We start from the raw sequence: 18,937 nt of genomic DNA on the forward strand, positions 1-18,937 counted from the left end.
ATCCATCCGTTGATTCCGCAACACTAGCTAAACTCAGTAGCCGGAGTTCGAGCTGTAGCTTGTGCTCGAATAGCCTGACAATTCCTCGTGCCACGCGCCGTCACGATCGCGCCAGCCATAGGCGACGACCTGGCCGACGTGCCAGCGGCCCTGATCGTCCTGCCAGCCAACCGCACGCGGACGGCCGTTGTGCCATTGGCCCTGCTCGTCACGCCAGCCTTCATCGGCGCTACGAGGACGCTCAGCGCCATAGCCATCATTGTAGGGCGTGCCATCGCTATAGGTCGAGGACGACGAATAGGTGGAGGAACTATAGCCGGTGCCCGACGACGTGCTGTTGTCGCTGTAATGATGATAGGGCTGCGGACTTGCGTACGGCGTGCTGTTGTACGGCTTCGACTGATAGTCGCTATTGTCCGTATATGGCGCCGTGGAATTGCTGCTGTATTGGGGGGGATCATAATAGACGTTATCGTAATATCCGGTCTGCGGGCGATCGCGGAAATAGATGACGTCATAGCCCTCCGGCGCAGGGGGCGGCGAATAGTAACGGCCCTGACGATAGGCGTAATAGCTGCCATTATAGCACTTCACCGATGACTTGCCGACCTGATTGCCGATCACGCCGCCGAGCACCGCGCCGCCGACCGTGCCGAGGCCGCGTTCATTCTTGGAAATCTGGCTACCGGCCAGACCACCGACCACGGCGCCGATCACCGCGCCATTGGTGCCGGCATTGCTCTTGCGGGTATAACAATAACCGTCATAAGCCTTACTGTCATACTGCGCGTAGGCCGCGACCGGCATGAGCGTGACGGCGGCAAGCGCCAGCAGCGAAGGGGCGGCGAATTTCCTCAGATAGGTCATGGTTTGCGTCTCCTCATGAGCGCGTTGAGTTCTGCATCTTAGATGCGCTTAAGGATATAAGAATGCAATAAGGGCGGATTTATGGACGCGTATCCTTAACGGGTAAGGGATTTTATCTTGGGGCGGCTCATCGCCTTTGACGGCTTGGTTTTAGCGCCAAAGCGTTTAGGCTGATTGCACCGTGAGTCACACGCGCCGCCTGACTGTAGATGAAATCAACGCCCTGCCCGCCGGACTGGCGGCGGTGATCCCGCTCGACAGGGTGCGGCTGGTGAGCCGTCATCACTGGGTGTCCTGGCTGGCGCAACTGATCGGACGCGGCACACAGATCGTGGTACGCGGACGCAAGGTGTTCTGGCCACGCCTTCTGCCCGATGTCAGCGCACACCCGCTGGCCATGAGCCTGCTGGCGCATGAACTGGTCCATGTCTGGCAGTATGAAAACGGCCTGACCCTGTGGCGCTATATCTTGCGCGAACGCGGACAGTATCATTACTGCATCGATGGCCGCGCCTATACGGATTATGGCTACGAACAACAGGCCGCCATGGTCGAGGACTGGATGCGCCTGCGCGCGGGTTTAAAGCCGCGCTATGGCGACGGGGTTGATATCCAAGGGCTGGAGGCGTTAGTGCCTTTTGTGAAGCAAGAAACCCCACCACCATCTGGCTACGCTTGATGGTCCCCCTCCCCGACAAATCGGGGAGGTATAAGAGGATAGCATGGACAATACCCCCGACCTTTGGCTCAAGGCCCTGCCCGCCCTGAAAAGCGACGGCAGCAAATATGATCGCGGCCATTGCGTCGTGCTGGGTGGACCGGTGGCCTCAACCGGCGCCGCCAGGCTTTCCGCACGGGCGGCCCTTCGCATCGGTGCCGGACTTGTGTCGGTGGCGTGCGATCCGTCGAGCCTGATCGTCTACGCCACGGCGCTACAAGCGGTGATGACCAAGCCAGTGAAGGACGAAGCCGCCTTTGCCGAACTCATGGCTGACCGGCGCATAACGGCCGTCCTTCTGGGACCTGCGGCAGGTATCACTGCCCGCACCAGGGCGTTTGTGCTGACGGCCTTGCGGGCCGGAAAAACCTGCGTGCTCGATGCCGACGCCCTCACCGTCTTTCAGGATCAGCCCACCGAACTTTTCGACGCGATCCGCTCGCCGGTTCTGCTCACGCCGCATGCGGGCGAATTCTCGCGCCTGTTCGGCAAGGTCACAGACCGCGAAAGCGATGCACTCAGAGCGGCGCAACAGAGCGGCGCTGTGGTGCTGCTGAAAGGCGCCGATACGGTCATCGCCGCGCCGGATGGCCGCATCCTTATCAACCGTGCCGCGCCGCCAACCCTGGCCACAGCCGGTTCGGGCGATGTGCTGGCGGGTTTCACCGGCGGCCTGATGGCGCAGGGCATGGACGTGTTCAATGCCGCGTGCGCGGCGGCCTGGATTCACGCCGAAGCGGCGCGGATTTTCGGTCCCGGCCTGATTTCGGAAGATCTCAGCGAGGCTGTACCACAAGTTTTGCGTCATCTCGGACGCTGAACCGCCCCACGCTTAGGAAGGCGCAGCAAATGGCGCTTTCCAGCCCGATGGCGGCGAAAATACCATTGCCGGCGTGATGGCTGATGCGTTCATAAAGGCCCAGCACAATTAGCGACGCACAGGCGGCGATGATGCCCTTGCCCAGCGCCTGTTGTGTTTCGCGCGAGCGCAGATGTCGCAGCCCGAACAGGATCACGCCCAGCGCCAAAAACAGGCAGGCCATGCGTCGCGACTCCAGCGTGCCGACTTCGAGATAGGCGACATGCCAGTTCGCCAGGATCCAGTCCGGCAGGACAAACCAAACCACCGCCAGGACCAGGCAAAGGGCGGCCGTCAGGATCGAGAGGGCTTTGAAAGGCATCGCGGGCTCCGGAGGTTACGTAAGCTTCTACGCATCCCCGTTAACCCTGGTTCACCCATAAGGCGAAGGCGCTTCAGAACCCGTTGACCGACACCAGGAAGATGCCCACCACCAGAAGGGCGAAACTGATCGTCGTTGTAAGCCACAACAGCAGCGTCTTGATGAGCGCACCCAGAATGCCCGAACCATAGGCACCGCGCAGGGTCATGAAGATATTGACAGGCGTCCATACCATCAACAAACGAAATCCCCAGATCTTCAGGTTGTCCGGCAGGGCCAGAACGAGCGCATTGGTCAGGAAAATGAACGACATCAGGTTACACGCCACCAGGAAGTGGTCGAACAGGTAGAAGCGCTTGCGATAGACATAGAGCAGGCCCAGCGCGAGCGTCATCAGCGGCAAAAGCAGCACCGCCAGCCGGTGCCCCCAGCCGAACATGGTCAGCATCAGGGCTTCGGGATTTTTCAGCGCCTTGTTGATCTTCGCCTTGAGGCTGCCGGCGCCTTTTTCATCATGGGCAAAAGCGCGAACCGAAACCTCTTCATAATCCAGAACCGCCATACCTTTGGACGTCAGTTCCAGATCGTGGGTCGCTGCCGCGATCGGATCGGCCGCCACCGCATCGTATTCGGCCTTCTCAGCCGCGAAAGCCTTGGCATAGCTGGCCTCGACCAGCGCTTTTTCTTCGGAGGAAGCTGCATCTTTCAGATCTTCAGCGTGTTCTTTTTGCAGAGCCGCCGTCTCTTTGGCATAGTCAGCCTGCGCCGATTTCAGCAGCTCATCGCCATGCGCTTTTACCGCCGCCGGATCATGCAAGGCATGGGCAGCCTCCTCGGTCTTGTGCTCGAACTCCTTGGCGAGGTGATGCGTAAGGCCTTCGGAAACAAAGATGAACAAAAGCAGGGCGACCAAAAAGGTGCGGAAGGGCGGGACATGGCGCGCCAGCTTGCCCGACATGTAGTCCTTCGCCAGCGTGCCCGGCCGGAAAAACAGCGGCGGCAGGGTGCGCCACAGCCGGCCATCGAGATGGAACAGGCTTTCGATCGAAATCAACGATCATATGCAGGATATGGCGGTGATGATTGCTGGCGTCCTGACCGCAGGCGTAACAAAAGCGCCCCTGCAACTCGGTTTCGCAATTCAGGCACTTTTGGCCAGGCTCCGGCACAAAGGCCTTATGGCGACCGAAGAGCGACCCCAGCCCGTCCATCGTCAGCAGTTCAAGTTCTTTCAAAGTCCACGCCCCGGTAAAAAAATGCCCGCCGCAAGGATGGGTTGCGGCGGGCAAAATGTAAAGTCGTGACGATGGAAATTATATCGTCAGATGGCGCAGACCGCGCCTGTGCCCTTGAGGCCGCAATAGCCTTCGGGGTTTTTGGCGAGGTAGCCCTGATGGTAGCCTTCCGCGAAATAGAAGGGTGCATTGGTATTGATTTGCCCTGCCGCTTCGCTGCTTGAGGGCGGCTCGATCTCGGTGGTGATCGCGCCCTTGCCGAGTGCGGTCAGGGCCTTCTGGAAATCAGCCTTGCTGGCCACAGCGGCATCATATTGCGCATCGGTCGAGGCGAAGATGGCCGAGCGATACTGCGTGCCGATATCATTGCCCTGACGGAACCCTTGCGTCGGATCATGGCTTTCCCAGAACACTTTCAGCAGTTGCTGGAAGGTGATCTTTTGCGGATCATAGACCACAAGCACGCCTTCGGTATGACCGGTCTGGCCGGTGCAGACCTCCTTGTAGGTCGGATTCGGCGTATAGCCGCCAATATAGCCGGCGGCGGTGACATAGACGCCGTCCTGCTGCCACAGCTTGCGCTCGACGCCCCAGAAACAGCCCATGGCCAGCACAACGGTCTCCATGCCGGCCGGATAAGGGCCTTTGAGCGGTGTATGCAGCACAAAATGGGTGTCTTCGGTGGGTATGGCTTCGCTGCGACCGGCCAGGGCGTTGGCGGGAGCGATCATCTGGGTTTTGAGGCCGAACATGCTGTTTTCCTTTTTAAAGTGCTCAGGCGCCGCAGGGCTCGCCGCAAAGGCGGCGGCGGGCGGTTGCCCTTGCCAAATCCCCTTTAAGCGGGATTTGGAATGTAAGATACGCGCTTGTGGCCAATATAGTTACAAAAAAACTGTGTGGAAGGGGCTGTGGGGCTTGCGAATGCGCGCGGCATGGGTATAAAGGCCGCCTTCCGCGCGCCATAGACCCCGGCGCGCATTGATGGATGGACAGGTGGCGGAGTGGTCGATCGCGCACGCTTGGAAAGCGTGTGTACGTGAAAGCGTACCGAGGGTTCGAATCCCTCCCTGTCCGCCATTAAAAAGAGGCTCCCGCGAGGGGGCCTTTTTTAATGGCGGAAATGGGGCTCAGAACCGCTCGGTACATGCATAAATGTGGGTTCGAAAACCGAGCGCAGCGAAGGTTTCGGCGGAGCAAAGCGCAGCCAATCCCTCCGTACACAGAAAATTCTCAGTAATGCAAAATATGGGGTTCGGTGCCAGCCAAAGGCACCCGCAGGGCAAGCCGTGTAAAACGCGGCGCGTCAATCCCGGTCACAGCGAAGGTTTTGAGGGAGCAGAAGCCAATCCTTCCCTTTCCTCCCGCGCTATCGAGCACCCCGGTCTTGACTTTGGGCCTGGGAAACCTTCGTCGCAATAAGAATCTCATGCCGGCTTTAATACCGGTCTGAAAGTCCGCTTCCTTGTCGCTAAGGCGTACGGCGAAGTCCTTGCGCTGTGATCGCAAAAGCACAGGCTGAATTGCTATAAAAATTATATAAAACAACACTTTAATTTGTGTCGCAAAAGCTTTGCTCATCTGACGCCTATTCGTCGGAAAAGGTTTCTCAAACTGTCACCGTAGCCGATTAGGCGCTGATCCATGGGGCCACTTCAGGCCGTCATGGGGATAGATGATGAAAACCACACTTCTTACGAGCGCCGCCGCGCTTGCCTTTATGAGCCTCGCCGGTATGGCGCAGGCGCAGGACGCCGCCGTCAACGCCACCACCGCGCCGGCCGCTGCCGAAGAGATTACCGAAGTCGTTGTTTATGGCGCCGGCCAGAGCCGCCAGACCCAGTCGCTCAAGGCCGACGACATCACCAAGGTGGCGCCCGGCACCAGCCCGCTGAAGGTCCTCGACAAGCTGCCGGGCGTTTCGTTCCAGTCGGCCGATCCGTTCGGCGCCTATGAGTGGTCGGCTCGCATTTCAGTGCGCGGCTTCAACCAGAACCAGATGGGTTTCACGCTCGATGGCGTCACACTCGGCGACATGTCTTACGGCAACTATAACGGCCTGCACATCTCGCGCGCCATCATCAACGAAGACATCGCCCGCGTTGACCTGAGCCAGGGCGCCGGTTCGCTCGATTCCGCCACCTCCTCCAACATGGGCGGCACGCTGAAGTTCGTCTCGCGCGATCCGTCAAAGACCCTAGGCGGCGAACTGGCCGCCACCGTCGGTTCGGATTCGATGCACCGTCTCTATGGCCGCTTCGAGACCGGTTCGATCGCCGCGCTCGGTGGTCTGCGCGCCTATGTGTCGGCCGTCGATATGAAGACCGACAAGTGGAAGGGCAGCTCGGAACAAAAGGCTCAGCAGATCGACGCCAAGGCCGTGCTGCCGATCGGCGAAGGCACGCTGTCGGCTTTCGTGAACCACTCAGAGCGTCGCGAGCAGGACTATCAGGACATGTCGTTCGAAATGATCGACCGTCTGGGCTACGACTGGGATAACTTCCAGCCCGACTGGAAGCTGGCGAACGACGTTTCGATGGCGTACTGGGCCGGCAAACTGACCGGCACCACCGCCGTCTATCCCGGCAAGATCACGTCCGTTGACGACGCCTACTATTATGGCGGCGGCGTCCGTGACGACACGCTTTCGGGCATCAAGCTCGATATGCCGGTATCGGACATGATCAAGTTCGACGCCCAGATCTACCATCACACCAACGAAGGTCAGGGTCTGTGGGTTACCCCCTACACCCCGTCGCCGGGCAGCCTGATCCTTGCCGCCGCGGGTTCGCCGTCGTACAGCGCCACCAGCACCGACACGGCCAATGTTTCGGTCCGTACAACTGAGTATGATATCGACCGCACGGGCGTAATCGGTGACGTCAACTTCGATCTCGGCGCCCACCAGGTTTCGGCCGGCTTCTGGCTGGAAGACAATGACTTCCAACAGGCGCGCCGTTATTATGGGGAATCCCTAAGCGCGCCGCATCGCAACTCGCTGGGCTTCCAGAGTAATCCGTTCTTTACGCAATGGTCCTACACTTTCAAGACCAAGACCACGCAATACTATGTGCAGGATATCTGGACAGTAAACGACGTCCTGAAGGTCAATTTCGGCTTCAAGTCGCTGTCGGTCGAAAATTCGGTGAAGAACACGCATGACGTGACGGCGAAATACGGCCTTATACCTGCCGCCAGCCTGCTGGCAGGTAAGCCGGTCTACCTCTTGGAGGCGGCCGGCGCGCTGAACTCGAAGCTGAAGTCGGAAGACAGCTTCCTGCCGCAGATCGGCGCGGTCTATAAGCTGAACTCGCACTACGAACTGTTCGGTTCCTACGCCGAAAACATGAACGCCTATGTTTCTGCCGCCTCTTCGGGCCCCTTCAGCTCGCTGTCGCAGACCAATGTCGATTACGTGAAGAACAACCTGAAGCCGGAAACCTCGAACACCCTTGAAGGCGGCCTGCGTTTCCGCTTCCCGCAGTTCCAGGGCGTCGCGGCACTTTACAGCGTCAAGTTCGACAACCGTATCCTCGCTGTGGCGCAAGGCTCGGCCATCCAGGGCAACGCCCCTGTGCTCTCCAACGTCGGTGGCGTGGAGACCAAGGGCGTGGAACTGGCCGGCACCTACCGCTTCACACCGGAATGGAAGCTCTACGCCGCCTACAGCTACAACAACTCAAAGTATGAAAATAACGTTGTGTCCCTGGACGGCACCATCCAAGCGCTGACCAAGGGCAAGACGGTCGTCAACAGCCCGAAGAACCTGCTGAAGACCGAACTCGCCTATGATAACGGCGAACTCTTCGGCACACTTGGCGTCAGCTACACCGACAAGCGTTATTACACCTACACCAATGTCGGCGGCGAAGTGCCTTCGAGCACCCTCTCCGACCTGACCGTGGGCTATCGCTTCGAAACCATCGGCACCAGCATCCAGCTCAACGTCACCAACCTGACGGACGAAAAGTACATCTCGACTATCGGCTCCGCCGGCTTCGTCAATTCCGACGCCGACAACAACGAGCAAACCATCCTGACCGGCGCCCCGCGTCAGTGGTTCGTCTCGGTCAAAAAAGCGTTCTAAATTTGTGTGTCTGACCTTGGGCCAGTCGCTGTCACCACAGCGGCTGGCCTTTCCTGTTTACCGGAGTTACCATGACCTATCTCAATCGCCGCCGGCTGCTCGGCGCAGGACTTGCCACCATGGCCTCCGCCACCCTCGCCTATGCCGCAACGCCAAAACCGCCGCTGATCGTGGGGCACCGCGGTGCACCTGGCTATCTGCCCGAACATACCCGGCCCGGCTATGAACTGGCCATCAAGATGGGCGCCGATTTCATCGAACCCGATGTGGTCTCGACCTCCGACGGCCACCTGATCGTGCGCCACGAGCCCCTGCTCTCCGTCACCACCGACGTGGTGAAGCACCCCGAATTCGCCGACCGCAAGCGCACCCGCACGCTGGACGGCATCGAGACCACCGACTTCTTCACCTGCGACTTTACGCTGGCCGAGATCAAAACCCTGCGCGCGCGTCAGGCGTTCGATGACCGCGACCACAGCCATGACGGCCTCTATCCGGTGCTGACCCTGCAAGAGGTGATCGATCTGGCGCAGGCGAAATCGCGCGAGACCGGCCGTATCATCGGCGTCTATCCTGAGATCAAGCACTCGACCTTTCACCAGCAGCTCGGCCTCGCCATCGAGGACAAGTTCCTCGACACTCTGAAAAAGGCCGACCTGACGCGCGCCAGCTCGCCGGTCATCGTCCAGTCGTTCGAGACGGCCAATCTGAAATACCTGCGCAAGAAAACCGATGTGCGCCTGATGCAACTGATCGACGGTTCGGACACCAACCCCGACACCGGCGCCATGATCCTGACCGCGCCCTCCGACAAGCCCTATGACTGGGTGGTGGCCGGCCGCGCCGGTAACAATCTTGACCAGCTTACAGTGTCAGGCCTGACCGAGATCGCCGGCTATGCCAACATCGTGGCGCCATGGAAGCGCCACCTGATCAGCTTCGCCAAGGGAAAGCCCGTGCTGCGGGAAGATATCGTGCACAATGCCCACAAACTCGGCCTGCAGGTTCACACCTGGACGATGCGCAATGACCGCCTGGATCCGGTCTATACCGGCAATGTCGATGCCGAATACCACCAGCTTTTCCGCATGGGTGTCGATGGGGTTTTCACCGATTTTCCGGATGCCGGCGTCAAAGCGCGGGCGAGTTTTAAGGGGTAAAACCTCTTCATCCTTCCTTGATTTATCGGGGGAGGTGGCGGGCGTAGTCCCGCCGGTGGGGCCTCTTCTGTTGTAGGGTCGCCCCCTTCCGTCACGGACAAGCCGTGACACCTCCCCCGTACGCTTCGCTACAGGGGGGAATCAAACCTACTTAGCTCAAACGGAACAAGGCTGCGCCATGCGATGGCACGGACGCGATCAGGCGGCCGCTGACGGGCGCCAGATCTGCCTTCGCCCACAGATCGCGCACTTTCGCAGTTTTAAGGCCGATCACACTGAGATCGAAAGTCAGATCCGCGGTCTTGTCCGCGGTGTTGAACAAAGCCAGATAGGTGTCGCCATTGGCGGCTTTCGCGGTCCAGACGCGTTTTCCATCGCCCAGGAAATGCGGCTGGTTGTCGTGGCTGTCCTGATTGATGGCGATGACTTCGTCATTGTTCAGCAAGGCCAGCGTCGGATGATCGAGGTGACGCAAGTCCCCGCCCATGATCAGAGGTGAACGCGCAATCGACCACAAGGTCATCAGCGTGGTTTGCTCCGCCGGCGTGAACTTGGTGTCGCGGTTGCCGAGCGCCAGACGGCCCAGCGGCAGCATGTCGGCATCGGGCCAGCCACCGATGGTGCGGTGTTCGTTCCAGTTTTCCAGACGCGTGAACTGTGATTCCAGCAGCGGCCACTCGTCCCAGAAGTCATCGCTGATGCGCCACATCTGGGCGTACTTCCGGACGTGGCCGGCGCGCGCCACCGGGGTTTCGCCCGGCGACAGGCTGAGCAAAATCGGCCGGCCTGTCTTGACGATGGCCTTGTGCGCGCCTTCGATTTCAGGCGCATGGGCATCGTAAGGGCGGCTCATATCGTCCATCTTGATGAAATCAACGCCCCACGAGGCATAGAGCGCGAACACGCTGTCATAATAGGCCTGCGCCCCCGGCTTCGACATATCGACGCCATACATATCGGGGTTCCACGGACAGATGCTCTCAATATTGGCGATATCGCGGGCATGGACCGAGGTGCCGAAAACCGGCAGGTTCTGCTCAACCGCCAGACGCGGGATGCCGCGCATCAGGTGGATGCCGAAGGTCAGGCCAAGCGCATGCACCTGATCGGCGATCGGCTTGAAACCCTTGCCGCCGGCGCTGGAGGGGAAACGGTTGGGGGCCGGCAGCAATCGGCCGTAACCATCCATAGTCGGAACCGGTTTTTCGGCATAGGCATAGCTGTTAGCGCCGGGTTCGTACCATTGGATGTCGATGGTGAAGACCGTATAACCATGCGGTTTCAGCTTGTCGGCCATGATCCGCGCCGTTTCCAGCGCCTGGTCCTCATTGATGGTGGTAGCGAAGCTGTTCCAGCTATTCCAGCCCATCGGCGGCTTCGGCGCCAGGACTGCCGGTGTTTTGGCCTCGGCCGTTGTGGTCGCCATAGCGCCCAATGCCGACAAGGCGGTAAGGCCGGCCAGAAGGCTGCGGCGGTCGGTCGAAAAACGGGGCATGCGGTCATCCTGCGTGATCATTGTTATTGTCTGAGGAATACCATGGGCCGCGTAGAAATCCAGCCGTAAAGACGAAACACCCGACAGCGAGGACACTTTGGTGCCTTTCCCACAGCCCAACGCGATCAGGTCCAGCGACATCATGCGCCTATAAATCTGGCGCCGCTCCGGCCATTGACAAACGCTCCAAAGAGGCTCCACCCTCCCGCTTATCATCACCAAGTGAGGGAGCGCCGTCATGGCCAGGGTTACCGGTTTATCAGGCAACGAAATCTACTGCATGGCGCTCAAGGGCTATACGGCCGGTGAGCTGGTGGTGGGCAACAGCGTCAATTCGATGGGGTTCCTGGGCTCGATCGGCGCCGGTCTCAACAATATTCTGGGCGGTGAAATCCCGCAGGTGACGCAGGCCATTCAGGATGGCCGCATGCACGCCTTCGCCCGCATGGCCAAGGAGGCGCAAAATTATGGCGCGTCTGGCGTGGCGGGTGTTTCGGGCGATCTGCGCGCCTTTTCCGGCAATACCGAATTCCTGTTTGTCGGCTCCTGCGTCTTCTCGAAAACCAGCAGCGATCCGTTCTTCACCACCGCCGGCAATGCGCAGGAACTTTACTGCCACATGGACGCCGGTTACACGCCGATCCAGCACGTCTTTGGCAATATCGCCTATTCCATGGGCGTCGGCGGCGGTTTCATCGGCGCGCTCAAGCAATTGGGGCGCGGGGAGATTTCGGAATATTCCGACGTCTTCAACAAGACCCGTCACAAGGCGCTGGACCGCATCACCGCCGCCGCCCGCGCCGATGGCGCCAATGCGGTGCTCGGTATCCGCACCACCATCCTGCCGTGGATGGGCACGCATGAAATGGTCATGACCGGCACGGCGGCTTCACACCCCGGGCTTCCGTCTGACCATGTGGTGACGTCCGACCTGACCGGCGAAGAGCTGTGGTCGATGGCAAGCCTGGGCTATGCGCCGATGAAGCTTCTGATGTCGACCTCGATCTATTCGCTGGGGCTCGTCGGCGGCATCTTCTCGGCGCTGAAATCCTTCGCCAAGGGCGAGATCAGCGAACTAACCTCGCTGGTGCATGACGCCCGCGAACACGCGCTCGATCGCCTCAAGGCCGAAGCCGAATTCGATCGGCGCCGAGGAGGTGGTGGGGGTGAAGACCTACATCATCGAGATCGGTCAGGGACTGATCGAATTCATGGCCATCGGCACGGCGGTGCAGAAGGTCAGCGGCATGGGCACACATACGCAGATGATGCCGGCACAGGCCATTGTCCACGACAAGGACACCTGGATGGATTCGGATATGGGCATGTCGCTGATGCGCTCGGCGGACAATCAAGGGGCTTAGCAACGCGTCAATCGCCAGCCCAGTACTGGAATCGCACATTCCTGAAGGTCTTGCCGTTAATTATCAGGTCTCCTGTCAGGAAGGCATCCTTATCCTGCGTTAAGATAGACGTAGAATTAACCATGTTAGCCAGAAACTGCGTTGTGAACTTGCCTGTGAAGCTTACTTTTCCCACCTGTTTGTCATAGCCTTCAAAGGTTACGACCTCGCGGGTAATCAGGTAACGCGTGCAAAAAACGCGTGGTGAATTTTCACGAAAATTACCCTGATCCGTTTGTATTTCCTTGCTGGTTATATCTTCAAATTCAAATTCGAAAGGCGTCCATGTCGGGATTGATTGCCCATCCTTTTCAAATTTAATGAGATCATTATTCGACCCCATATCGATATGGGCCAACCGGAAATTGCCTATCTGGACCGGCTCGAAAGAGAAGTAATATCCGGTAAGTTCAAGTGCCTTGTCATGAACGAAGGCTTCGTCAACGGAGCTATTTAGGACTGGCGCAGGCAATACTGGCTCGAACGCTGATTGCGAAATGGCCTCAACGGTAGCGGATGCAACACTCTCTGAGGCTTTTATTTCGTTGAGTTCAAATTTTTTCGATAAGAGGTAATTCCCGACTCCCAGATGAACCAGACCAATAACGACAACTATACCAACCACGATCAGGCACGCCACCAGGCAACCATTTTGTTTTTTCATAATTTCCCCCTCTGATTGAGTTAATTTAGCATACCAATTCACGGTATGCGCGAAAACATTCCACCTGTTCGATTTGCACCGCGCAGCCAGATGTGGCCCAGACGCCACCCATGGTTTAAAACCATGTTTGCGCTACCATATCCTTCTCGCCAAGCCGCAGGATAGCGCCTAGACTTGACGGCATGGGTCATTTCAACCGCTATCAGTTCGAAGATTTCGTCACCGACACCCGGCAGGTAACGGCGGACGTGGACCTGTTCGCACTGCTGAAACGCGCGGTGGCCCAGCATGGCTACGACCGTATCAGCCTCTGGGTGATCGACGATCCCGACCTGCCGCAGCGTGTGCATGGCCGCGGCGTGCTGCACAATTTCCCTGACGATCTACGCGGCTATTATCTGGAGAACGGCTGCGCTGCCTTCGATCCTGTGATGATGGCGGTGCGCCGGCAAAGCGGCGTGCTCGATTGGGAAGACTATGAGAAGCGTTCCAACTATCTGCCCGCCCAGACCCGGCTTTATAATGTCGCGCGTGAAGGGGGCTTGCGCAATGGCCTGACCGCACCGATCTGGGGACGGACCGGCCTCGTGGCCAGCATCGGCCTGGCCTCGACCGAAGGCAAGGATGGCGCCCATGCCAATCCGGATCTGATCGGCGCCCTCACCGCGCAGTTTTATCTCAGCTACAAACGGCTGAATGCACAGGGTGAAACACCGCGCGCCCAGGCCATCGGCATCACGCAGAAGCAGACCGAAATCCTGAGCTGGGTGGCCGCCGGCAAGACCGATAGCGAGATCGCCACGATTATGGGGATCAGTCGCAATACGGTCGATACCCATATGCGCCAGATCTTCGCCCGCCTCGATGCCCCCAATCGCGTCACCGCCGTGGTCAAGGCCATAGGCGAAGGCCTGATCCGGCCGTAATACGTCCATACTGCCCCAACTCACGAATTCTCGTGATGGCGCGGTGACCGGCAATATGTTTGCCTGAAAGCCATAATAAAAGGGGGCGCGTATGGCCGACAATATGTGTGAGATCGCTGCTTTCGACGCGCCTGAGAGCTATGACGATACGGTCATGGCGGTGCTGAACCGGCTTGACGAGTTGCGTATCCTGGCGCTCGATGTTGGTGATGTGGCCCTGCAGGAGGGTTTGGCCGAGGTTTTTGAAAGTTTTCTCAAGCGCTACTGCGATTCCAAACACGCCGCGCTGAACAGCCAGATGCGCCGGCACTTTCAGCCGCCAAAACCTTACATGCACTGACGAATACGCATTCTCACCTGTCCTGATCATTGACCTCTTCAGGATAAGTGCCGGGGGGCATGGGGGAAGAATTGTCCGCGCATTCGGGTGGGAGACCTGATTGTGCGGACAGTTCGATCGTACCGTGGTATCGTTGCGTCTCTTTATGTTCAGAAACGCTATGTTCGATACGCCCACCCGTTATATTTTCGAGGATTTCATCACCGATACCGGGCGCGCGCGCAGCGGTGACGAGCTGTTTGGCCTGTTACGCAAAGGCGTCGGGCAATATGGCTATGACCGTCTGGTATTCACCGTCCGGCGCGATGTCGACCTGCCCGAATCGCTCAATGGCCATGCCCTGCTCTACAGCTACCCCGAGGACTGGGTAAAATACTACATAGAGAACAACTGCGCGTCCTTCGATCCGGTCATGAAGGCCGGCGCTACCCAAGCCAACGCCTTCACCTGGGACGGACTAGAAAAACGATCCGTCTATACGCCCAAACAAACGCGCTTCATGCGCCTGGCCGACGAGGCCGGCCTCAAGAATGGCGTCGGCGTCCCTATCCGCGGCAGCGGGTCAACGATCGCCGGCGTCGGGCTGGCCTCGACCGAACGCTGCGACGCCGCGCATCCGCACCTCGATATGCTCAGCGCCTTCTGCACCCAGTTCTATGCCGCCTTCAAGCGCCTGAATCCCCGCACGGCATCCGAACAGACAGAACCGGCGCACCTGTCGCCGCGCGAACGCGAGGTCCTGACCTGGATGGCCAGCGGCAAAACCGATGACGAGATCGGCATGATCCTCAGCATCAGCCGCAATACGGTCGATAGCCACGTCCGCCATATTTTCCTTAAGCTTAACGCCTGCAATCGCGTCACGGCGGTTGTGGCCGGCCTGATGCATGGCCATATCCATCTCTAGGCCATCATCCAGGATCATCGCATGTGCGGGCAGTTCGACGCGCTCAAATATCTCAGCTTTTTGAAGACCATGTTGCATATGCCCGATATGCCAGACGTGATCGAGTATGGCGAGACTATGAAGATCGCGCCCAGCCTTGGCACCTCGATCGTCATTGAAAATCCGGAGACAGGCAAGCTAGGCCTGATACCGGCGCGTTTCGGCCTCATCCCGCACTGGTACAAGGGATCGCTCAAGGACTGGAAGGCCACGACCTTCAACGCGCGGCTCGACAGCGCCGACGAAAAGCCCGTCTTCAAGGCGGCGTGGCGCTATCGTCATGCGCTGGTGCCAGCCGATTGTTTCTACGAATGGTCGGGGCCGAAGACGGCGCGGGACAAATGGCGCATCACGCGCGCGGATAATCAGCCCCTGGCCTTCGCCGGACTGTGGGATTGCGCCGATCTCACTGAGGGCACGATCTGGAGTTTCTCTATCCTGACCCGCGACGCCGGCGGGGATATGTCAGCCATTCACGACCGCGAACCGGTGGTGCTGCATCCGGATCAGTGGGATGCCTGGCTGAGACGCAAACCTGTCGATCTGGCGCGCAGCGCACCACTGAAGGTGACGTCTGAGCTCGAGCCCGTTCCGGGCGGATTATTTTAGCGCTTACATCTCGCCGAAAAATTCACGCTGTGAGCGCTCCAGTTCTTCGACGTAGCGACGGTTGACGTACTTTTCCGTCAGCAGGCCAAGCAGCTTGTGGTCTTCGTCCACCACGGCCAGATCATCGACGCCGAAATGCTCGAACACGCGCATGATCGCCGAAATATCCATGTCCGGCCGCACATAGACCTCGGTCTGGCGCGCCAGCTCTTTCAGCGGCGCATCGAGCGATACATGGTCGATATAGGCCTCGGCGGTCGGCACGATGCCGCGGTAATCGCCCTGATCATCGACCAGCAGTACGCGCGAGGTCGAGCCCAACGGCACCTTGTCACGCAAGGCGGCGATACCTTCGCTCTCCCCCATGGTCGTATGGTTCCGACGCATCAGGCTGGTGGCGGTCAGGGCCTTCACCCAGCCGATATCGCGGGCGTTGCGAATGGCCTCGCCGCGCAGGTGCAGACGCCAGGTCGAGAAGGAATAGCCGAACCGTTCGCGGATAATGGCGCTGGAGCAGAGCGCCGCCGTCACCACCGCCGCCGTCAGGGCGAAATCGTGCGTCACCTCCAGCACCATCAGCGACATGGTCATGGGGCCGCCGACGACGGCCACGGCCAGCGCCGCCATGCCGACGAGCGAAGCGTTGAGGATGTCGAGATCGGCGGCGGGATAGATGTGGTTGACGATCTGCGCGAAGATCGAGCCCAGCAAGGAGCCCAGGAACAGCGAGGCGAAGAACAGCCCGCCGCGAAAGCCGAAGGCCAGCGAGATGACCGACGCCACGAGCTTGAGCGCGAAGACCAGAAGCAGCGTCGTTACCAGGGCCTGCTGCGCCATGTAGAGGTGCATGGCGCCGTGGCCGGAACTGAGCGCCTGCGGGGCGGCCCACGCCACCGGGATGAGGAACAGCCCCCCGATCATGGGGCGCCAGATCTCACCGATCGGCATCTTGCGCACAATGGCCTCGACGCTGGCCACCAGCCGGATGATGGCGATGCCCACGCCGGCGCAGATGGCACCCAGCACGGCATAGAGCAGGTAACCGCTGATCTCGATGCTCTGGCCAGCGGTGGAGGCGATAACGAATGGCTCGATGTTCATCAGTTGCGCCGCCAGCACCGCCATGAGCGAGGCCGCCGCCACCGGGGCCAGCGCCGCCGGGGTGTAGCCGCCGAGCACAAGTTCAAAGGCATAGAAACTACCGGCCAGGGGCGCACCGAAAGCCGCGCCGATGGCCGAGCCAGCACCCGCGCCGACCAGGGTGCGCAGGGACTGGCGCTTGAGATCGAGCCACTGACCGATCTTCGAGGCAATGCCGCCACCCAACTGGGCATAGGCGGCTTCGAGCCCGACCGAGGCGCCGAAACCGTTGGAGAGGAAGGTCTGGAACGACACGATCAGGCTGTCCCGCAGAGGAATGCGACCGCCATAGAGCGCGTTGGCCTCGACGACGTCGATCGGGGCGCGGGTCCGCCGCGGGAAGATGAAACGCACAAGACCCAGCGCCGCGCCGCCGAGCGGCAGGGCCAGCAGGTGCCACGGTTCGATGGTGGGCAAGGCGCTCAGGCGCAGATCGGGCGAAAAGCCGTAGAGCATGGATTGCAGCAGGTGGGCGAAATGGCCGAGCAGCGCCGCCATGATGCCGGCGATCAGCCCGACGCCACCGGCCAGCACGATGAACCACACCTCGGAGCCTTGCAGGTGGCGCTTGATGAGGGCCACGCCGCGCAGCACCGGGCGCCTGACGGCCTTGCCGAGCAGAAGATCACCAAGATGGGCGTTATGCGACATACAGCGCTTTCCGCAGAGTGGGGCGCACGTTTCGAATGAAAAGCGCGCTTCGAAGGTAATCCTAAGCCCGCCCCTGCGCCTTGTGAAGCCATCATACACTTGAAGGCAATAAGAAAAACCTTACGAGTTGGGCTTTTTCATCGGCTCGCCATTGAACAGACCGCGCATCGGCACGTTCCACGGCAGGCACAGCACAAGCGCCGCCGCCAACAGTGCGGCGGGCAACCAGACGGCGCCATGGCCAAAGTAGGTGGTAGCCTCGGCACCGGCCAGCGCCCCACCGATGAAGCCTGCGCACAGGGTCAGGAAAAATACCGCCTGGCGGCGGCTCTCGCGGTTTTTGCGAAACACCAGCCAGTCCAGAAGGCCTGTCGCGAAGTGGCGCAGATTGGCGCTGGTCGTCACAGAGGTGTAGGCGAATTCACCAATGCGCGTGAAGGCGGTGGCCTGCATGGCCGCCACGAACGCGATGCCTGTCACCACCAGCATGTCCGGTATGCTGCGCGGCAGGAAGGCGACGAGGATGAGAAAGGCGATTTCCAGCGCGAGAAAGGTGCGCGCCGGCGAGCGCAATCGTCCGAAAAGCGGTCTTTCCTTAAGGATGTGCGCCACCGCCACCCCGGAGAGATAGCTCAGGATCGGCGCCAGAAAGGGCAGGATGGCGGCATAGTCCTGCTTGGCCACACGCACCACCAGCAGCACGATATTGCCGGTCATGGCGTTGGCGAACACGCCGCCATAACCAACATAGGTGAAGGCATCCAGCATGCCGGCGGCGGTGATCAAAAGAGCGGCCACAGGCAGGGTGCGTTCAGGCTTGGGATTCGTCATACGCCTATTCTGGCCGGTTGGTCAGGCGGCGGCAAGCAGGATATGCACCGCCCTTTTGGCCACGTCGAAAACGCCGAGGTCCTGCTGCATGTGGCCGGCCAGTGCCGCACCCTGGAACAGCAGGTTGAGCTGGCGGCCGGTATCGGTCGGGTTTTTCAGGCCGGCCTTTTCACAGAGCTCGATAAAGCGGCTCTCGACATAGACCGACGCGTCCTTGCCTCGCGCGGCGATGCCGTCGTGCTTGCCGATATATTCCTGTCCCGCCTTCATGGCCAGACAGCCCCGGCAGTTTTTGGACATCATTTCCTGACGAATATCGAACAGCGCCAGGATCTGTTCGCGCGGATCATCACTGCGACCGAGCGCCGGTTTGAACAGGAAGGTGTCGGTGTCCTCGCCATACTGTTCCAGCACCGCCTCGATCAGGTCTTCCTTGCTGGGGAAATACTTATAGAGGGTGCGCTTGGAAATGCCGCTGTTGGCCATGACCGTGTCGATGCCGGTGGCGTGGAAGCCGCCGTCATAGAAGGCATCATAGGCCTGAGCGATGATTTCCTGCTTTTTGGTGGGCGTGGCGGTGTCGGCCATGTCGAAATCTCCTGAATTCCAAATTTCTAAAGGAAATTTGGCGAGGCCGAAGGCCGTCCCGAGTGAATGCTAGGAGCCATGGGGGACGCCCAGTCCGGC

At 59.8% G+C, this 18,937-nt stretch carries 18 protein-coding genes and 1 tRNA gene; 10 read left to right on the forward strand and 9 right to left on the reverse strand.

Annotation, left to right across the window (positions count from 1 at the left end; genetic code table 11):
- Positions 1-33: 33 nt before the first annotated feature.
- Entirely contained in the window at positions 34-867 is an 834-nt protein-coding gene (locus tag ABQ278_RS14235) for a glycine zipper 2TM domain-containing protein (protein ID WP_349320161.1), read from the reverse strand.
- A gap of 181 nt (positions 868-1,048) precedes the next feature.
- On the opposite strand from ABQ278_RS14235, the gene ABQ278_RS14240 reads away from it, so the two are divergent.
- Together ABQ278_RS14240 and ABQ278_RS14245 are read left to right on the forward strand one after the other, a co-directional pair.
- On the forward strand, positions 1,049-1,546 hold the full coding sequence (locus tag ABQ278_RS14240) for a hypothetical protein (RefSeq protein ID WP_349320162.1): 498 nt from the start codon (positions 1,049-1,051) through the stop codon (positions 1,544-1,546).
- Positions 1,547-1,589: 43 nt separating this feature from the next.
- Positions 1,590-2,405: an NAD(P)H-hydrate dehydratase gene (locus ABQ278_RS14245; protein ID WP_349320163.1), complete on the forward strand. Its 816-nt coding sequence runs from the start codon at positions 1,590-1,592 to the stop codon at positions 2,403-2,405.
- On the opposite strand, the gene ABQ278_RS14250 is transcribed toward ABQ278_RS14245, so the two are convergent.
- The 3 genes from ABQ278_RS14250 to msrA all read right to left on the reverse strand — a co-directional run bounded on the left by ABQ278_RS14250 (position 2,362) and on the right by msrA (position 4,753).
- Positions 2,362-2,766, reverse strand: a complete 405-nt coding sequence (locus tag ABQ278_RS14250; RefSeq protein WP_349320164.1) for a hypothetical protein — start codon at positions 2,764-2,766, stop codon at positions 2,362-2,364. The genes ABQ278_RS14245 and ABQ278_RS14250 overlap by 44 nt on opposite strands.
- A gap of 73 nt (positions 2,767-2,839) precedes the next feature.
- Positions 2,840-3,820, reverse strand: coding sequence for a DUF3667 domain-containing protein (locus ABQ278_RS14255; protein ID WP_349320165.1), 981 nt, complete (start codon positions 3,818-3,820; stop codon positions 2,840-2,842).
- A gap of 267 nt (positions 3,821-4,087) precedes the next feature.
- Positions 4,088-4,753 carry a peptide-methionine (S)-S-oxide reductase MsrA gene (gene msrA / locus ABQ278_RS14260; protein ID WP_349320166.1) on the reverse strand — a complete coding sequence of 222 codons (666 nt, stop codon included), beginning with the start codon at positions 4,751-4,753 and terminating at the stop codon, positions 4,088-4,090.
- Between the two features lie 235 nt (positions 4,754-4,988).
- Between msrA and ABQ278_RS14265 the strand changes: the two genes are divergently transcribed.
- Positions 4,989-5,078: transfer RNA gene (locus tag ABQ278_RS14265), tRNA-Ser, on the forward strand.
- Positions 5,079-5,231: 153 nt separating this feature from the next.
- Here ABQ278_RS14265 and ABQ278_RS14270 read toward each other — a convergent pair.
- The gene (locus tag ABQ278_RS14270; protein ID WP_349320167.1) at positions 5,232-5,579 is read right to left on the reverse strand and encodes a hypothetical protein; all 348 of its coding nucleotides are present in this window, start codon (positions 5,577-5,579) and stop codon (positions 5,232-5,234) included.
- A gap of 94 nt (positions 5,580-5,673) precedes the next feature.
- On the opposite strand from ABQ278_RS14270, the gene ABQ278_RS14275 reads away from it, so the two are divergent.
- A complete protein-coding gene (locus tag ABQ278_RS14275) occupies positions 5,674-8,085 on the forward strand; it encodes a TonB-dependent receptor domain-containing protein (protein ID WP_349320168.1) in 2,412 nt (803 codons plus the stop codon).
- A 71-nt stretch (positions 8,086-8,156) separates the two neighbouring features.
- Complete coding sequence (locus ABQ278_RS14280) at positions 8,157-9,245, forward strand: glycerophosphodiester phosphodiesterase (protein WP_349320169.1); 1,089 nt, start codon at positions 8,157-8,159, stop codon at positions 9,243-9,245.
- 151 nt (positions 9,246-9,396) lie between these two features.
- Here ABQ278_RS14280 and ABQ278_RS14285 read toward each other — a convergent pair whose 3' ends face one another.
- On the reverse strand, positions 9,397-10,740 hold the full coding sequence (locus ABQ278_RS14285) for a glycoside hydrolase family 27 protein (RefSeq protein ID WP_349320170.1): 1,344 nt from the start codon (positions 10,738-10,740) through the stop codon (positions 9,397-9,399).
- 238 nt (positions 10,741-10,978) lie between these two features.
- On the opposite strand from ABQ278_RS14285, the gene ABQ278_RS14290 reads away from it, so the two are divergent.
- From ABQ278_RS14290 to ABQ278_RS14310, 5 genes are all read left to right on the forward strand, one after another.
- The gene (locus ABQ278_RS14290; RefSeq protein ID WP_349320171.1) at positions 10,979-12,292 is read left to right on the forward strand and encodes a heavy metal-binding domain-containing protein; all 1,314 of its coding nucleotides are present in this window, start codon (positions 10,979-10,981) and stop codon (positions 12,290-12,292) included.
- A 697-nt stretch (positions 12,293-12,989) separates the two neighbouring features.
- Positions 12,990-13,733, forward strand: coding sequence for a LuxR family transcriptional regulator (locus ABQ278_RS14295; protein WP_349320172.1), 744 nt, complete (start codon positions 12,990-12,992; stop codon positions 13,731-13,733).
- A gap of 91 nt (positions 13,734-13,824) precedes the next feature.
- The gene (locus tag ABQ278_RS14300) at positions 13,825-14,073 is read left to right on the forward strand and encodes a hypothetical protein (RefSeq protein WP_349320173.1); all 249 of its coding nucleotides are present in this window, start codon (positions 13,825-13,827) and stop codon (positions 14,071-14,073) included.
- A gap of 160 nt (positions 14,074-14,233) precedes the next feature.
- Positions 14,234-14,980, forward strand: a complete 747-nt coding sequence (locus tag ABQ278_RS14305; protein WP_349320174.1) for a LuxR family transcriptional regulator — start codon at positions 14,234-14,236, stop codon at positions 14,978-14,980.
- Positions 14,981-15,001: 21 nt separating this feature from the next.
- The gene (locus ABQ278_RS14310) at positions 15,002-15,628 is read left to right on the forward strand and encodes an SOS response-associated peptidase (RefSeq protein WP_349320175.1); all 627 of its coding nucleotides are present in this window, start codon (positions 15,002-15,004) and stop codon (positions 15,626-15,628) included.
- A 3-nt stretch (positions 15,629-15,631) separates the two neighbouring features.
- Here ABQ278_RS14310 and ABQ278_RS14315 read toward each other — a convergent pair whose 3' ends face one another.
- The 3 genes from ABQ278_RS14315 to ABQ278_RS14325 form a co-directional block, all read right to left on the reverse strand.
- Entirely contained in the window at positions 15,632-17,419 is a 1,788-nt protein-coding gene (locus ABQ278_RS14315; RefSeq protein ID WP_349320176.1) for a chloride channel protein, read from the reverse strand.
- Positions 17,420-17,539: 120 nt separating this feature from the next.
- The gene (locus ABQ278_RS14320; RefSeq protein WP_349320177.1) at positions 17,540-18,250 is read right to left on the reverse strand and encodes a YoaK family protein; all 711 of its coding nucleotides are present in this window, start codon (positions 18,248-18,250) and stop codon (positions 17,540-17,542) included.
- Between the two features lie 21 nt (positions 18,251-18,271).
- Positions 18,272-18,838: a TetR/AcrR family transcriptional regulator gene (locus ABQ278_RS14325; protein ID WP_349320178.1), complete on the reverse strand. Its 567-nt coding sequence runs from the start codon at positions 18,836-18,838 to the stop codon at positions 18,272-18,274.
- Positions 18,839-18,937 lie beyond the last annotated feature (99 nt).

Origin of the sequence: Asticcacaulis sp. MM231 (assembly GCF_964186625.1) — a bacterium.
Lineage (GTDB): Bacteria > Pseudomonadota > Alphaproteobacteria > Caulobacterales > Caulobacteraceae > Asticcacaulis.

Excerpts from the sequence above, each read along its gene's own strand:
- ABQ278_RS14235 (WP_349320161.1), bottom strand. The coding sequence starts at position 867 with ATGACCTATCTGAGGAAATTCGCCGCCCCTTCGCTGCTGGCGCTTGCC.
- ABQ278_RS14245 (WP_349320163.1), top strand. The coding sequence starts at position 1,590 with ATGGACAATACCCCCGACCTTTGGCTCAAGGCCCTGCCCGCCCTGAAA.
- ABQ278_RS14250 (WP_349320164.1), bottom strand. The coding sequence starts at position 2,766 with ATGCCTTTCAAAGCCCTCTCGATCCTGACGGCCGCCCTTTGCCTGGTC.
- msrA (WP_349320166.1), bottom strand. The coding sequence starts at position 4,753 with ATGTTCGGCCTCAAAACCCAGATGATCGCTCCCGCCAACGCCCTGGCC.
- ABQ278_RS14270 (WP_349320167.1), bottom strand. The coding sequence starts at position 5,579 with ATGAGCAAAGCTTTTGCGACACAAATTAAAGTGTTGTTTTATATAATT.
- ABQ278_RS14275 (WP_349320168.1), top strand. The coding sequence starts at position 5,674 with ATGATGAAAACCACACTTCTTACGAGCGCCGCCGCGCTTGCCTTTATG.
- ABQ278_RS14280 (WP_349320169.1), top strand. The coding sequence starts at position 8,157 with ATGACCTATCTCAATCGCCGCCGGCTGCTCGGCGCAGGACTTGCCACC.
- ABQ278_RS14285 (WP_349320170.1), bottom strand. The coding sequence starts at position 10,740 with ATGCCCCGTTTTTCGACCGACCGCCGCAGCCTTCTGGCCGGCCTTACC.
- ABQ278_RS14290 (WP_349320171.1), top strand. The coding sequence starts at position 10,979 with ATGGCCAGGGTTACCGGTTTATCAGGCAACGAAATCTACTGCATGGCG.
- ABQ278_RS14295 (WP_349320172.1), top strand. The coding sequence starts at position 12,990 with ATGGGTCATTTCAACCGCTATCAGTTCGAAGATTTCGTCACCGACACC.
- ABQ278_RS14300 (WP_349320173.1), top strand. The coding sequence starts at position 13,825 with ATGGCCGACAATATGTGTGAGATCGCTGCTTTCGACGCGCCTGAGAGC.
- ABQ278_RS14305 (WP_349320174.1), top strand. The coding sequence starts at position 14,234 with ATGTTCGATACGCCCACCCGTTATATTTTCGAGGATTTCATCACCGAT.
- ABQ278_RS14310 (WP_349320175.1), top strand. The coding sequence starts at position 15,002 with ATGTGCGGGCAGTTCGACGCGCTCAAATATCTCAGCTTTTTGAAGACC.
- ABQ278_RS14315 (WP_349320176.1), bottom strand. The coding sequence starts at position 17,419 with ATGTCGCATAACGCCCATCTTGGTGATCTTCTGCTCGGCAAGGCCGTC.
- ABQ278_RS14320 (WP_349320177.1), bottom strand. The coding sequence starts at position 18,250 with ATGACGAATCCCAAGCCTGAACGCACCCTGCCTGTGGCCGCTCTTTTG.
- ABQ278_RS14325 (WP_349320178.1), bottom strand. The coding sequence starts at position 18,838 with ATGGCCGACACCGCCACGCCCACCAAAAAGCAGGAAATCATCGCTCAG.